Source organism: Hahella sp. NS-SX17, from assembly GCF_057367735.1.
In genome coordinates, this window is sequence record NZ_CM170632.1 from 5,842,911 (window position 1) to 5,856,434 (window position 13,524).

Sequence of the window (13,524 nt, forward strand, 5' to 3'; positions counted from 1 at the left end):
ATGCGGCTCCCCAAGTCACTTTTGTGGATAAATCTTTTCGAAGAGACAAGCATGAACGCAGCACAAATATTATTAGTAGACGATAACGAAGAGTTTCGCCGCTCCACTGTCTGGATGCTGGAAGCGGCAGGATTACAAGTGGAAGACTTCAACCGGGGCGCGGGCCTGTTGACCAGACTTCAGCAATTGGAAAGCGCTGGAATCCCGCTAAGCGATAAATGCGTAGTGACCGATTTGCGCATGCCTGACATGAACGGGCTGGAGCTAATGGAGGAATTGCGCGCACGCCGCTTTTCCATTCCTGTCGTACTTATTACCGGACACGCCGACGTCACTTTAGCGGTCAGCGCCATGCGCATGGGCGCGGCCAACTTTCTGGAAAAACCCTTCGACAACTCCACGTTGGTTGAAACCGTAAAGAGCGCCATTTCAGAGCCCGGATCGGCGCTACGCAACCCACAGGCTGCAAAAGAAAAACTGGGACGCTTATCTCCCAGAGAACGCCAAGTGTTAACCCATGTCTGCGCCGGAAAACTAAATAAAACCATCGCAGATATCCTCGGCATCAGCGTGAAAACCGTCGAGTTACATCGCGCCAATATGGCGAGCAAATTAGGCGCTCGAAACGTACAGGACCTGGTGAGGCTGTCTCTGGGCTATGAATAAAAACGGTGCATCCATGCACAGCGAAACCTACTTGCGAGCGACCAGACCGCCCTCAGCAGAAACCGTCACCAGCTCCGGGTGAATTTTTCGCGCTTTGAGATTACGCTTTACGTAGTCTTTGACCTCGTCCAGCTTCCAGCCTGGAGTTCCTGCTTTGGCTTTCTGGTAATCACTGGCGGCGAATGCCGAATACCAATAGAGCGTTTCCGCAGTAACCTGTTTTTCCCGATCTGATAACTCTCCTAAAGAAGGGTTTGTCGCGATCACCTGGCGGAACTGTTTCCACACTGCACGGTCTTCAGCATCAGACGTTTCCTGGTCATTAAGGATGCTAAAGGAGGTGGTGACCCATGCGGCCATGGCCAAAGCCAGGTCATTGGCCTGATAACCGTCCTTCTTCACCGCATTGCCCATCAACTGCATGATGTCAATCTCAGCGAATGCCGCACGCAGCTCAGTTTCCTTGTCAGCGGGAACTTTTTTCAGCATTTCCGCGATCATTTTTTCTTTGACCTCTGCGCTGATTTCCTTTGACGTAGTAAAGATAGCGCCCTTGTCTGGCACAGACCCACTGTCAGAAGCCGGGGCTGTATCACTCGATTCGCTTAACGCCATTTCAAACGCAGAATTCATCGAACCAGCGATATCGTCCAATGCCTCACTGGACGCCTGGGCTGCCTGTCCCCAAAGGCACAACAGCGGTAAAACAACGGAATATAGAATTCCAGAAACTCTCATTTAAGGTCTCCTTAATCAGGCTGGCGCAAATCCGGCGATGATTCGCAAGAGAAACACAACAGCCACATAAAGTCACGCATCGCTATTAATCGCCCACACGCCAGAGTTTTGATGAAAACCGTTACGGTATCGATTTGAACAAAGGGAAAACACCTAGGAAATACCCTAGTTATCTATCGCTTCTCTATTGGTTAGCTTTGCAAAATCATCATTTGCCAGTGTTTTCTCCTAAACCAATGCTCCGACAAGAAATAAACATGCAGAACCACGCCAAGCCTACGCCTGTCGCAACGCTGCTCTGCGCGCTTCTATGCGTGATTTACATTACTCGCGCGGTCGCTTCAGAGTCAGAGAACAGAGAAATAAAAGCAGTAGTGACGCTCTACCCCCCTGTGTTGACGGTGGAGACTCTGCGCCGTCTGTGCAGCATTGACGCGAACTCACCTGATTACCAAGCCTGGCGAATGCGCAATCAGGTAGATTTGATTGAGGCGTCCGCAAACAGACTGAAGCAGCGCTCTCCAGCCGTGGTTGAAAGCCTGCGGGAGGTAGAGGATAAGCTACGGACCAAACTGAAGGAGCACAGTCACTCGCTCTGTGCGACGTATTCAGGCGTGCTTGAAGACGAGCGCTTCAATCCGATGGTGTCCCACCCAGAGATGTACGCAGTCATTGCAGGCGCGAAACATGCCAGACCGCAAGCAGATTCACCCGGGCGGAAATATAACCAGACAGCGACGTCAAAGCCAGCCTCCCCAATTCTGCTGTCCCAGAGCGCCCTATCCTGTATGAATAGTAACGCAGGACCAGACGACAGCGATATTGAGAGTATTTTCGCCGTCCGGGAGTACCGCTATAACGGCAGCATGATGCTGATTCATTTCCAGCCTTATACCCTGTTTAAAAATGGTGAGCTGTATCGAGACATGGACGCGGCGATCGTCGACCTCGACATTGCCGCCTGTAAACAGGCCCGAAAAAAAGATTGGGGCCAGTGGCGGGCTCAAGGGTCGGGATACCAGTTTCAGTTAGCGGACGGTAAGACCAAAGAAGTCAAGGCGGACGCCACCTATCCCGTCTTTCCCGCCGACGCCGACGAAAAGCTGGAGGGGACCTGGAAGATGCTGAGAACATTTGGCGCACAGAGTGTGAGCGGTTATAGCAGCCAAGTATTCGTCGCCAGGGACATCACTTTCTACCCTAATGGACGCTTCGAACTGAATAAGTCCGCAGGCGGCGTCAGCCAGACAACCGTCGCCAAAAGCGATTCAGAGCATTCAGGCGCATACCGTTTGGCCGGCTATCAGGCGGTATTCAGCTTCGATAATGGCCGCCAGGAACGAATGGGGTTCTTCTTTTTCCCGAACAATAACAAGAAGGACAGCGGCATGTTCAATCTAGGTGGAACTAATTACACGCAAAGAGATGAATGATGAATCAAAAGTGGAAGGTTTAAACCCTGAGTAACTCAAGTGCAACTGGGGATTTCCCTAGTTGGCTCACACCGGGTTTATGTGTGAAATACGCCGCAACGGGCGTCAAACGGACAAACTGTCCAGGCGATCCGCTGAAGCCACATTACGTTAAGAAATTATATCCTTAGCGTTTTGGGGCGGTCTCCACCGCCCTACTTTTCAATCTGAAACGACTTAAATTCAGCCGTCGTAAATCAGACGTGCTCGGCGCAAACCAACTCTGCAAGCTGCTCCCATAAAATCCGAACTTCTTCCTGCTTCAACTCCAGTTCGGCTTTATCTTTCTCCAGCTCGGGAGAATACTTACTCATATCCAAGGTCAATTGATATATCTCGTCGATCAGAGCGGACGTTTCCTGGCGCATGGTTTCCTCGCTGACGAAGTGATTTCGTCGCCAATTGTAGGGAAGGATGGCAAAGGTAACAATCCCATACTTATAGGAAAACTTGATCCCTGACAGATACTCGTCAGCACACCCTATGCATAGTATTAACATGGCAATGATATTGGCATGTTAATACACAGGCGCATGGATGCGCCTGCGCGGCGGCCAGCCGCGGGAGACAGGGCCAGACATATGCAGCCCCTGTCGTTGCAGACAAGTTGCAGACAAGTTGCAGACAAATAGAAGGAAGCTGTTTGTCCGCCGGATAAACAGAGACGCAGATCAGCGTGACCAAAAGATAAAGGCGATACAATGAACGGACTTCAGACTCCTCAATGCCCTGCCCCCACTCCTGAAGCCCTCTCTAGAGCACCCCAGAATACACCGCCGGATTGCTGGCATGCGCTGCCTGCAGACACCGCGCTCGCCGCCATGAAGACCAATGCGGACGGTCTAAGCGCCAGCGAAGCGGAGAGGCGTCTGCTGCGCCACGGTGAAAACATCATTGCGGCGCAGTCAGGAGAAAAGGCCTGGAAAAGACTTCTGCGCCAGTTCAACAACCCGCTTATTTATGTTCTGCTGCTCTCCGCCGCCATCACGCTGCTCATGCGACACTGGGTTGACGCCAGTGTGATATTAATGGTGGTGATTATTAACGGGCTGATCGGCTATTTACAGGAAGGTCGCGCCGAAAAAGCCCTCCAGGCTATCAGGCGTATGGTGACCTTCACTGTCAGCGTACGCAGAGACGGACGCTTGCAGTCGATACCCGCAAGCGCGCTGGTTCCTGGCGATATCGTGCTGCTGCAAGCAGGCGATCGCGCGCCCGCAGACTTGCGACTGACACAAACCAGCGACCTGCTCATCAGTGAAGCGGTGCTGACAGGCGAGTCAGAAGCGGTTCATAAACAAATCCACCCCACCGCACCCGACACTGAGCTGGCTGGCCGCACCTGCATGGCCTACGCGGGATCTCTGGTGACTCGCGGTCAGGGACATGGCGTCGTGGTGGCCACCGGAGAGAACACCGAATTCGGTAAAATCAGCGCGCTGCTGCGCGAGGTCAGCGCCATTGAGACGCCTTTGCTGAAACAAATGGCGGAGTTCAGCGCCAGCTTGTCCTGGTGGATACTCTTACTCTCAGTGATTTGCTTCATCACCGGCTATTGGCTGCGGGACTACAGCGCCGACGACATGTTCCTGGCGGCGGTGGGATTGGCCGTCGCCGCCATCCCGGAAGGACTGCCTGCGATACTCACCATCACATTGGCGCTGGGCGTTCAAATGATGGCGAAACGCAACGCGATCGTGCGCCGCATGCCTGCGGTGGAGACCCTGGGGGCCGTTACGGTCATCTGCACCGATAAGACAGGCACCCTGACCAAAAACGAGATGACCGTGGTCAGTCTCGATCTACACGAAAAAAGCATGAATGTTTCCGGGGCCGGTTACGATCCCCATGGAGAAATCATCCATCATGAGCTGGTCGTCTACGCACAAAGTGAACCGGATTTGGCGCGCCTCAGCCTGACAGCCCTGCTCTGTAATGACGCAGACATTCATAAACATGACGGCGTCTGGACGCCCCAGGGAGACCCGACAGAAGCCGCTCTCGTAACATTCGCGGCCAAAGCCGGCTGGGACAGCCAGCAAGCCCGCAAAGAACATCCCCGGCTGGATGTTCTTCCTTTCAGTGCAGAAAACCTCTACATGGCGACCCTGCATCACGATAGTCACGGCCAGCACTTTATCTGCATTAAAGGCGCGCCGGAAAAGGTATTGCAACTATGCTCCAAGACCTTATCCGCAGAAGACACTCAGCGTTGGAGCGAACGTTTCAATCAACGCGCGAGGCAGGGACAGCGTCTGCTGGCCTTTGCTTACATTGAGTTACCGGGAGCCTTGCCCGCCCTGCCGCCCCAGCTGCCGCCTGAGCGTATTCAGTTTATCGGGGCGGTCGCCATGATCGACCCACCCCGCGAGGAAACGGCTGCCGCGCTGGCGAAAACATTGCAGGCGGGCATCGTGGTCAAAATGATCACTGGAGACAACCCCAAAACGGCTCAAGCCATTGCGGAGTCTATTCAGCTTCCGATAGGCGACGGCGTAATCACTGGCGCTGAAATCGACAATCTGGACGATAATGCGCTTAGAGCCGTTGCCTTACGCTGCAATATATTCGCCCGCACGACGCCTTTGCATAAGTTGCGTTTGGTGGAGGCGCTGCAACAATCGGGAGAAATCGTCGCCATGACTGGCGACGGCGTCAACGACGCGCCTGCTCTGAAACGCGCGAGCATCGGCGTCGCTATGGGGCGGCAAGGAACCGAGGTCGCCAAGGAGGCCGCACAGATCATTCTGCTGGATGACAACTTCTCCACCATAACCGCCGCCGTAGAAGAAGGTCGCCGCATCTTTGACAACTTCAAGAAAGCGATCGTCTTTGTGCTGCCCACCAGTTGCGGCGAGGCGTTGATGATACTCGCCGCCGTCGTACTCGGCGTCGCCATGCCGATTACGCCAGTGCAAATCCTCTGGATCAATATGATCACTGCGGTAACGTTAGCGTTGGCGCTCTCTTTCGAGCCTGCGGAGCGCAATATCATGGCTCGCGCGCCACGACGACCGGGAGAGTCATTGCTGGACCCTCTGCTGCTGTGGCGGGTGCTCAGCGTTTCCCTGATCATGGTGCTCGGTTCTTTCGGGCTATTCGAGTGGACGCGATCCTCTGGAGCAACGTTGGACCACGCCCGAACCATGGCGGTCAATACGCTGGTAATGTTTGAGATTTTTTATCTCTTCAACACGCGCATGCTTATGGAAAACATCAAGTCCTGGCGCCAGCTCACCAGCAACCGGATGGCGCTCTATTCCGTCGCAGTTCTGATTATTTTCCAACTTTTTTTCACCTACGCGCCACCGATGCAGGGCCTATTCAATTCCACCGCATTATCGCTGTACGACTGGCTCGCTATCACCGTCGTAGGCTCCAGCGTCTTTGTCATCACCGAAATTGAGAAATGTGTTATGGGCGCCGTTAAAGGTCAAAAAAACAGCGATTAGCCCTGGAATTAGGTTGAATATTCAAATATTTCCCATAATAGTTGCAGGACATTATCAGGTTATTTCTTGTGCTGAACGATAGAGAAATAACCTGTCGCGAAAGGGATTCCGGATGCATCAACTGCCTGCCGGTTTCAACGATAAATAATATATAACGCTTGGCTTATCACACTGGAGTAACACAATGGCAAAAAAAGAGAAGGGCATCGTCAAAAAGAACATCGAGAAGTTGGGAGATGTAGTTTCCAAAGAACTGCATAAAGCCACCGAGCAGATACAGGCGATTCTTGCGGATTTCTATAAGCAAGCGGAAGAAATTCAAAAGCAGATTAAAGAGCCGGTGATGAAGCTGATCAAGGAGCTGGAAGAGCTGAGAGAAAAAGAGCTCAAGAAAATCCAGGCCGAATATCAGAAGGTGGTCAATGAAATCAACGCGCTGCAAGAACAGTTCATGGATCGTCTGGGTCTGGCCACATTGAAAAAACCAGCGCCTGTTGCAGCACTAACGGCAAAAGCGCCAGCGAAAACATCCACGGCCAAGAAGGCTTCTTCAGCTAAGACCACCACCAGAAAGCCTGCGGCGAAAAAAACAACCGCCAGCAAACCGGCGACACCCAAAACCGCCGCCAAAAAGACAGGCTCAACCACTACGGCGACCACAGCTAAAAAACCAGCTGCAAAGAAAACACCCGCCAAAAGCACTACCCGTAAGGCGCCAGCGTCAAAATCCAGCGCTGCAGGCGCAAGTAAACCAGCCAAAGCCGCTGCGCCCAAAAAACCAAGTAGCGCCAAAACGCCCCGCGCTCCTCGTGCGAAAAAAGCGGATACCGCCGCCACACCCAACACGGCGCCAGAAGAGACCAAATAACGTTCAGCTTTCATCAGTGACGGCGCACCCGCGCCGTCCTTTTCCATCACGTAACGCCTAATCGGCGAAACACCGCGCCAGGTCTGGCGTTTCAGCCTTCCCACCTCTTCCAGTATAAGCCAGACAAACGCCGCAACACCTTTGTCGGTTAGGTTTATGGTTATCTTTTCACGCCATCATCAGGGCTCAACATGACAACTTATCATGAGCCAATTGCAGGTCAAAAAACCTACTTATACGATACAGAAACCTGTTCTTTTTGAATTTTTCTTAATTCAATCTGCATAGGCCAACAACAAAAATAGTAAAAGCTGACGCGAGGTAAAATAAGTATGAGAACCGCAAAGCTGTATGCAAACGTGTTAACCGGGCTGTGTTTCACAGCCGGCCTCGCCCACGCGGGAGACACTATTCAATCTTACACCAGCACTTTGTACGAATTGGACGACAGCGACGCCAGGAGCAAACGCATCCGGCTCGTTTACACTGTACAAAACGCTTGGAACCAGTCGCACTATCCTGAAGGGATCAAGGAAGTGAAACTGGTGCTCAACGGAGGCTCGGGGTTCGACATGAGCAACGCGCCTTCCCGTCAGACTCTGTATGAGTCAGGAACCAGCGCGGACTACCGTTATACGGTGCCGACGGCGTTCCAGCTAAAAGTGGGATATCAGGACGGCTCCAGACTGCGCCACCTGAGTCACGCTCCCTCCAACACTATCTCCAGCGCTCAGGTGAGCGAATCAACGGACTTCAACCTGGGTTTTACGCTCAACGAGGAATCGCCAAGCATCAACGGCGGCGTCTCCTGGAGCACACGGATTACCTACAATCAGGAAGAGTTCAAGACGGTGACGGATTTTGACCAGGGCAACGAGGGCGTAACCTGGAATATCGTCAACCAGACCATCAAACACCGTACTCCGCCGAAAGATAACCTGCTTTACGCATGGACTTATCTGTTCTGGGGCTGTGGCATCAACAACCTCATCCCGACCAGCGAATTGCCGACAGTGATGACGTCAGACTTCAAACCGGAAGCGGTGGTGCTGTACCGCAAATACGATTTGAACGACGGCGTCGACTACACGCGCTTGAAGCTGGAAGCGAACTGGCAGAAGACTCATTACCACTTCGCTCGCGACTGGTGCTCTTTCCACTCCAATTTCAGCTGGAAGGGCTACCACGACTACAGCGAGTGGACCAAAGCCAATCGCGTCGTGTCTATCTCATGGAAGGACGGCCTGTACCACTAACGGACCCCATCAGGCTGACGGCTCCCCCAAGGGGAGCCACTTCCAGCGGACATGACAAGTAGAAGGTGATCATTATGTCAGTAAAAAAATTGGTTTTATGGGGCGCGCCTATATGCCTGGCTGTGGGCGTCTATTTATCCAGCGCAGGCGATAATAGCGCAGCCTCTGACGCCGCCCCGCAATCCACTGAGGCAGGAATACAGATCGAGAGTCACGATGGAATGCAAACGGGCGTATCTCCCGGTTTTTTGGAGGAGACCACCCAGCAGACGAGTGCGGCCCCCCCTCAAGATGCGGAAGAACCTGTTCAGGATAGCGGCCCCTGGGTCTCGCAGGCCTCCACATCACTCAGCGCCGAGTTGTATGACTTTATTGAGACGGAAGGAGTGCGCTACGTCGACACCAGCAATTTCCCTTTCGACCCACAGACGGAAAAGCTACTGCAGAAGCTCTCTCAATCCGGTGAGATACTCTTGTTCGACAACACCGAAGCGGAGCGGCTGGGCGGCCTGACGGAAAAACCGGCGGACATTATCGCCAACTACTACGGCGCCGCCACCGAGGGCGACGCAATCATCGCCACCAGCGTAATCACTGCGGATGGAGGCGTGCATTTTATGGTATTGCCGGTGATAAAAAAGGGCGAAGAGAGTTCTCTGTCAGAAGATGTGAAACTGGCGGTGGCCTTACTGAAACAGGAAAAGGAAAATAAAGAAACGCTATAACGACAAACCCGGCTGCGGCGACAGCGCCACAGCCGGGCCAAAAAAAATCGTACCCGTCCGTTCCAGACGGATGGACTCGTTCAGACAGAGTGAGTCGACGTCAATGTCGCGCTGGTTTCTGCGCCCCGCTCTGACTGGAGTGCAATGCCTTGATCAGATCCGCTTCGGCTTTGGTCAACCCACAGGCTTTCACCAAATCCTCCACTTCCGCGCCCAACGATAACAGCCTGGCCGCTTCGTTATAGGACACCTTTTGCACATCCATGGTTTGCAGTTCTTTCTGTTTGAGCTCTGCGACCTTCAGGCGCTGATCGATTGAGACCACCTTGCGGCCTACGCCTATGCCGCTGTCGGAGAGCATATTGAGCTTATCCCGCATCTGACCGACTTCAATTTCCAGACGCACAATGCGCTTGGCCTGCATCCGGCATATCGTGAAACAGGCGATGGCGACAAACAGCCCGAAACACAGGGATACAAGCAGCTCCCAATTCATGAATTGCGGATTCATAACCTACCCTCCCGCGCCAGCTATTGGACAAGACCGGTCACAAGGACGCCACCTCGGACCATTCTTCTTCCGACATCATTTTTTCGAATTCCACCAGAATTATCAGCTCTCCATTCTTGTTGCACACGCCTTGAATGAACTTGGCGCTTTCCTCGTTGCCGACATTCGGAGCCGTTTCCATTTCCGATTGCCGCAGATAAACCACTTCCGCCACGGAATCCACCAGAATACCCACGACTTGATTATCCACCTCAATCACCACAATCCGGGTGTGGTCGCTCACTTCCGCTTCCGACAAGCCAAACCGTTTGCGGGTGTCGATAACAGTGACGACATTGCCGCGCAGATTGATGATGCCGAGAACGTAGTCCGGCGCGCCAGGCACCGGGGCGATTTCCGTATAGCGCAACACCTCCTGGATCTGCATAACATTGATGCCATAAGTTTCATGATCCAACTTGAAGGTCACGTATTGCAGAATCGGATCTTCTGAACTTTGGCCCTGCCCTGAATAGGATGCCATAGCGATTAACCTCTTTATCCCGACGCCGAGCGTCAAATTTCTAGCATTTGTACTTAATTAATATAGAACAACGCAGGATCTATGCCAGCGGATTTTGGACTCCCTCGCTGTGGACAAAAACAGCGTCAGGCCTTTTTGCCTGCTTTAGCCGAGGATTGATTCAGCTGTTGCTCCAGCCCGTCCACATCCAGCAAGGCGCACATATGCGTCACAACCGTACCGGCCAGCCACGGCCGTTTGGAACCTTCGCTGCGCCAGCGTACCTGATCCGGGTCCAGCGTGAACGCCTCCGCAATGAAATCGCAGCCGAGGCCCCATTCGGAATCATGCAAGCGAATGATATAGCGTATATTTTCCCGATATTCCGCTTTATAGCGATCGGGCATGACCCATTGCGCCGTATCCACTATTCGCACATTCATTCCCGCCACGGGGATCAGCCCCACGAACCAGGAAGGCATGCCGAACAACGGCGTGGTTTCATGATTCATCGCATGCACGCCGCCAAGGGAAGTCAGCGGCACCGCCAGCTTCAGCCCCGCCACGTTGAACAGAAGGCACTCAAAACGCTCTTGCGCCCACGCCGGTCTGCCGTTGGCCGCCCTACCTTCCGAAGAGCCGCCAGAGCCTTCCGCGACAGCGGCGACCACCTGCTCCGTCACCTCCGGCGCCACCTCTTTCGGCGCGTCACGTTCTTGACGCCTCGCCTCAATTTTTTGACGCGCCAGCGACTGCGGCTCCTGCGCTTCTTCTTTCGGCTCCGGGCCACGCCATTGCTTTAGCTTTTCCCGCAACGCCGCGCTTCGTTCCGCCACAGACGGTTTTTTCTCCGTCTGCGCTGGCGGCGGAGGAGCCACTTTTGGCATCGGCATCACCAGCCTGGGCGGCTCCTGCAACGCCAATCGCGCCTGCTCCGCCTGCCGGGCGAGCATGCGCTGCCGCGCCAGAGTCATGCGCCCCTGCTCCAGTAGCGCCTCCGCCGCCGAGTGCGACGATGGGCTTTCTTTCTCCACCGTGTTCATGTTCACCTCCTTCCCTGGCGATACCGAATCGCGGGAGGGCGTCATCTCAGCACTTTGCTCCCGGGATTTCGCCGGTTGCGGCGTTGTCGGTTGAGGTTCAGTCTGCGTCGAAGGCGGCTTCACGCCTTCGCTGGCCCGTGCAGGCGGCGACGCCGCTTCGGAGTCGTCCGAAGAAGCAGTCGTTACGGCCTTTTCCGCTTGCGAGGGCGTCGCTGCGCTCAGGGCTTCATCCCCCTTACCCTTTTCCGGCTGCTCGGCCGGTTCCGGCGCAGGGGGACGCAGCAGGTCGTCAATGTAATCGAGGACTGCCTTATCGTAGTTATCAGGATCGGCGAACTGCTTATCTGCCATTACTCAACTAATATCCTTTAATGCCTGCGGCGACTATCGCCGCCCTTACGTTACGCCGCGCCGCCCGCCTGGGCCTGGGGCGGCGGGTTGAACCCTACGTTGGCTTCCAACAGGTCATGCAACAGCTTTTCATAGCCGCGCACGCCGTGAGTGGCGGCGTCGTACATGGAAGGAATCACACCCGCCCTGCTGGCGTCGCGGAATTTGGTGTCTACGGGAATCGCATAGCGCCAGACCACGTCGCCATACTGGTGTCGCAGTGTGCGAAAGGTCTGCACCGACGCCTGAGTGCGGCGGTCAAACATGGTGGGAATGACGGTATAGGAAAGTGGATTCTTCTGACTCTTCATCACCATGCCAAGGGTATGCAGCATACGCTCCAGTCCTTTCAGCGCCAGAAACTCCGTCTGCACCGGAATCAGAATATGCTGACAGGCCGCTAACGCATTGATAAGCAATACGCCAAGCACGGGCGTGTTATCCAGAAAAGCGTAATCGAAGTCATCCCACAAATGCGCCAGAGACTTGGAAATGATCAACCCCATGCCTTCCACGCCTACCATTTTGCGCTCCAGAGTGGCCTGCGCCGTCGACGCAGGCAACAGCTTGAGATTGGGGTGGCTGGTATCGCGGATCAGCGTGCGCGGCAAATCCGCCGGCACCTTGCCCTGATGCATGAATAAGTCGTATACGCTGCCGCGGATACTGTCCGGGTCATATTTGAAATAAGACGTCAGCGAGCCGTGCGGATCAAGGTCCAGCAACAGCACCCGTTTGCCTTGTTGCGCCAGAATCCCGCCGAGGGCGACGGCGGTGGTGGTTTTACCCACGCCTCCTTTTTGATTCGCGACGGTCCAGATTCGCACGGTCGATACTCCCCGCGTTGATAACCAGTTTGATGACGACTCGTCACAGAGTGACTGCTACGCTCATTTACCTGCGTTCAACAGAGCTGCTAATGACAGTATAGAAGCTCACAGTGACGGTCATTAATGACAATTCTTGTGCAGATTAACGGCAAGCCAGCGCCGCAATCCTGTTTCCTTTTTCGTCATGTTAAATTTGCACGATGTATGCCAACGCTGACATCCAACAGCCTATTTCAGCAGGATATGTCGTCAGCAGACGGGAAACGGCGCATTTAGCCAGATCAGTCAGCGCCTCATGGTCAGACGGACTTTGGCGTCTTTGGCCACCAGCAGGACAACCCGACGGTTTCTTTGCCGCCCCTCCGAAGTATCGTTACGGGCGACCGGCTGATATTCGCCGTACCCCACCGCCGCCAGACGCCTGGGGTCAACGCCGCCAATGATCAACAGGCGCGCCACCGCCGCCGAGCGCGCAGAGGATAGCTCCCAGTTGGAAGGATAAACTGAACTGCGAATAGGCACGTTATCGGTAAACCCCTCTACCAGAATAGCGTTGGGGTAATCTTTGAGAATACCGGCGATGCCGTCGATCAGGTTGAAGGCTGCGTCCACCGGTACGGCGTCGCCGCTGTTGAATAACAAGTTGTTGCGCAGGGACAGCTCGATCCAGTTATCGTTTTCGTTGATGGACACCATGCCCTGCCCAATCAACCCTTTCAGCCGATAATTAAAGCGATTGGAAATTTCCCGCAGCCGCTCGCCGGCTTGCTCTTCCGACGTTTCGCCAGCTGGGTCCTCCGGACTGTTAAAGGGCTGTATCGCTGGCGCATCGCTTTGCGGAGGGGCCGCTGTCTGCTGCCCTACTTGTATGGGGTTAATACTGCGTTGTGTGGCGTTGAACACCCCCTCCAGAGTTTCAGACAGTACTTTGTATTTGCCCTCGTTGACGGAAGACACGGAATACATCACCACGAAGAAGGCGAACAACAGAGTGATGAAGTCCGCATAGGACACCAGCCAACGCTCATGGTTATGGGACTCTTCTCGATTGCGGCGGCGCTTTCTCATAGA

Annotated in this window: 13 protein-coding genes; 6 read left to right on the top strand and 7 right to left on the bottom strand. The window is 54.3% G+C overall.

Translation table 11 applies throughout. From position 1 onward, the window contains the following. Nucleotides 1-51 precede the first annotated feature (51 nt). Nucleotides 52-666, top strand: coding sequence for a response regulator transcription factor (locus tag AC2IBB_RS26000; RefSeq protein WP_486329615.1), 615 nt, complete (start codon nt 52-54; stop codon nt 664-666). Between the two features lie 27 nt (nt 667-693). On the opposite strand, the gene AC2IBB_RS26005 is transcribed toward AC2IBB_RS26000, so the two are convergent. Continuing rightward, nucleotides 694-1,404: a DUF6683 family protein gene (locus tag AC2IBB_RS26005; protein WP_486329616.1), complete on the bottom strand. Its 711-nt coding sequence runs from the start codon at nt 1,402-1,404 to the stop codon at nt 694-696. A 257-nt stretch (nt 1,405-1,661) separates the two neighbouring features. Here AC2IBB_RS26005 and AC2IBB_RS26010 point away from each other — a divergent pair, with 257 nt between their 5' ends. After that, entirely contained in the window at nt 1,662-2,837 is a 1,176-nt protein-coding gene (locus tag AC2IBB_RS26010) for a hypothetical protein (RefSeq protein WP_486329617.1), read from the top strand. 236 nt (nt 2,838-3,073) lie between these two features. Here AC2IBB_RS26010 and AC2IBB_RS26015 read toward each other — a convergent pair whose 3' ends face one another. Next, nucleotides 3,074-3,244, bottom strand: a complete 171-nt coding sequence (locus tag AC2IBB_RS26015; protein ID WP_011398899.1) for a hypothetical protein — start codon at nt 3,242-3,244, stop codon at nt 3,074-3,076. A gap of 333 nt (nt 3,245-3,577) precedes the next feature. On the opposite strand from AC2IBB_RS26015, the gene AC2IBB_RS26020 reads away from it, so the two are divergent. The 4 genes from AC2IBB_RS26020 (at nt 3,578) to AC2IBB_RS26035 (ending at nt 9,177) form a co-directional block, all read left to right on the top strand. After that, the gene (locus AC2IBB_RS26020) at nt 3,578-6,328 is read left to right on the top strand and encodes a cation-translocating P-type ATPase (protein ID WP_486329618.1); all 2,751 of its coding nucleotides are present in this window, start codon (nt 3,578-3,580) and stop codon (nt 6,326-6,328) included. Nucleotides 6,329-6,512: 184 nt separating this feature from the next. After that, nucleotides 6,513-7,196 carry a hypothetical protein gene (locus tag AC2IBB_RS26025; protein WP_486329619.1) on the top strand — a complete coding sequence of 228 codons (684 nt, stop codon included), beginning with the start codon at nt 6,513-6,515 and terminating at the stop codon, nt 7,194-7,196. Nucleotides 7,197-7,528: 332 nt separating this feature from the next. After that, nucleotides 7,529-8,452 carry a leukocidin family pore-forming toxin gene (locus tag AC2IBB_RS26030; RefSeq protein WP_486329620.1) on the top strand — a complete coding sequence of 308 codons (924 nt, stop codon included), beginning with the start codon at nt 7,529-7,531 and terminating at the stop codon, nt 8,450-8,452. Nucleotides 8,453-8,526: 74 nt separating this feature from the next. After that, nucleotides 8,527-9,177 (top strand): hypothetical protein, encoded by a 651-nt coding sequence (locus tag AC2IBB_RS26035; RefSeq protein ID WP_486329621.1) that lies wholly within the window; start codon nt 8,527-8,529, stop codon nt 9,175-9,177. Nucleotides 9,178-9,277: 100 nt separating this feature from the next. On the opposite strand, the gene AC2IBB_RS26040 is transcribed toward AC2IBB_RS26035, so the two are convergent. The 5 genes from AC2IBB_RS26040 to motD all read right to left on the bottom strand — a co-directional run bounded on the left by AC2IBB_RS26040 (nt 9,278) and on the right by motD (nt 13,521). After that, nucleotides 9,278-9,688, bottom strand: coding sequence for a DUF2802 domain-containing protein (locus AC2IBB_RS26040; RefSeq protein WP_486329622.1), 411 nt, complete (start codon nt 9,686-9,688; stop codon nt 9,278-9,280). Nucleotides 9,689-9,725: 37 nt separating this feature from the next. Next, nucleotides 9,726-10,211 carry a chemotaxis protein CheW gene (locus AC2IBB_RS26045; protein ID WP_011398905.1) on the bottom strand — a complete coding sequence of 162 codons (486 nt, stop codon included), beginning with the start codon at nt 10,209-10,211 and terminating at the stop codon, nt 9,726-9,728. 125 nt (nt 10,212-10,336) lie between these two features. Continuing rightward, the gene (locus AC2IBB_RS26050) at nt 10,337-11,584 is read right to left on the bottom strand and encodes a chemotaxis protein CheW (protein WP_486329623.1); all 1,248 of its coding nucleotides are present in this window, start codon (nt 11,582-11,584) and stop codon (nt 10,337-10,339) included. Between the two features lie 50 nt (nt 11,585-11,634). Then, nucleotides 11,635-12,450 carry a ParA family protein gene (locus tag AC2IBB_RS26055; protein ID WP_486329624.1) on the bottom strand — a complete coding sequence of 272 codons (816 nt, stop codon included), beginning with the start codon at nt 12,448-12,450 and terminating at the stop codon, nt 11,635-11,637. Between the two features lie 288 nt (nt 12,451-12,738). After that, entirely contained in the window at nt 12,739-13,521 is a 783-nt protein-coding gene (gene motD, locus AC2IBB_RS26060; protein ID WP_486329625.1) for a flagellar motor protein MotD, read from the bottom strand. Between the last annotated feature and the right edge of the window lie 3 nt (nt 13,522-13,524).

Excerpts from the sequence above, each read along its gene's own strand:
- AC2IBB_RS26015 (WP_011398899.1), bottom strand. The coding sequence starts at position 3,244 with ATGCGCCAGGAAACGTCCGCTCTGATCGACGAGATATATCAATTGACC.
- AC2IBB_RS26025 (WP_486329619.1), top strand. The coding sequence starts at position 6,513 with ATGGCAAAAAAAGAGAAGGGCATCGTCAAAAAGAACATCGAGAAGTTG.
- AC2IBB_RS26040 (WP_486329622.1), bottom strand. The coding sequence starts at position 9,688 with ATGAATCCGCAATTCATGAATTGGGAGCTGCTTGTATCCCTGTGTTTC.
- motD (WP_486329625.1), bottom strand. The coding sequence starts at position 13,521 with ATGAGAAAGCGCCGCCGCAATCGAGAAGAGTCCCATAACCATGAGCGT.
- AC2IBB_RS26045 (WP_011398905.1), bottom strand. The coding sequence starts at position 10,211 with ATGGCATCCTATTCAGGGCAGGGCCAAAGTTCAGAAGATCCGATTCTG.
- AC2IBB_RS26050 (WP_486329623.1), bottom strand. The coding sequence starts at position 11,584 with ATGGCAGATAAGCAGTTCGCCGATCCTGATAACTACGATAAGGCAGTC.
- AC2IBB_RS26010 (WP_486329617.1), top strand. The coding sequence starts at position 1,662 with ATGCAGAACCACGCCAAGCCTACGCCTGTCGCAACGCTGCTCTGCGCG.
- AC2IBB_RS26000 (WP_486329615.1), top strand. The coding sequence starts at position 52 with ATGAACGCAGCACAAATATTATTAGTAGACGATAACGAAGAGTTTCGC.
- AC2IBB_RS26005 (WP_486329616.1), bottom strand. The coding sequence starts at position 1,404 with ATGAGAGTTTCTGGAATTCTATATTCCGTTGTTTTACCGCTGTTGTGC.
- AC2IBB_RS26020 (WP_486329618.1), top strand. The coding sequence starts at position 3,578 with ATGAACGGACTTCAGACTCCTCAATGCCCTGCCCCCACTCCTGAAGCC.
- AC2IBB_RS26030 (WP_486329620.1), top strand. The coding sequence starts at position 7,529 with ATGAGAACCGCAAAGCTGTATGCAAACGTGTTAACCGGGCTGTGTTTC.
- AC2IBB_RS26035 (WP_486329621.1), top strand. The coding sequence starts at position 8,527 with ATGTCAGTAAAAAAATTGGTTTTATGGGGCGCGCCTATATGCCTGGCT.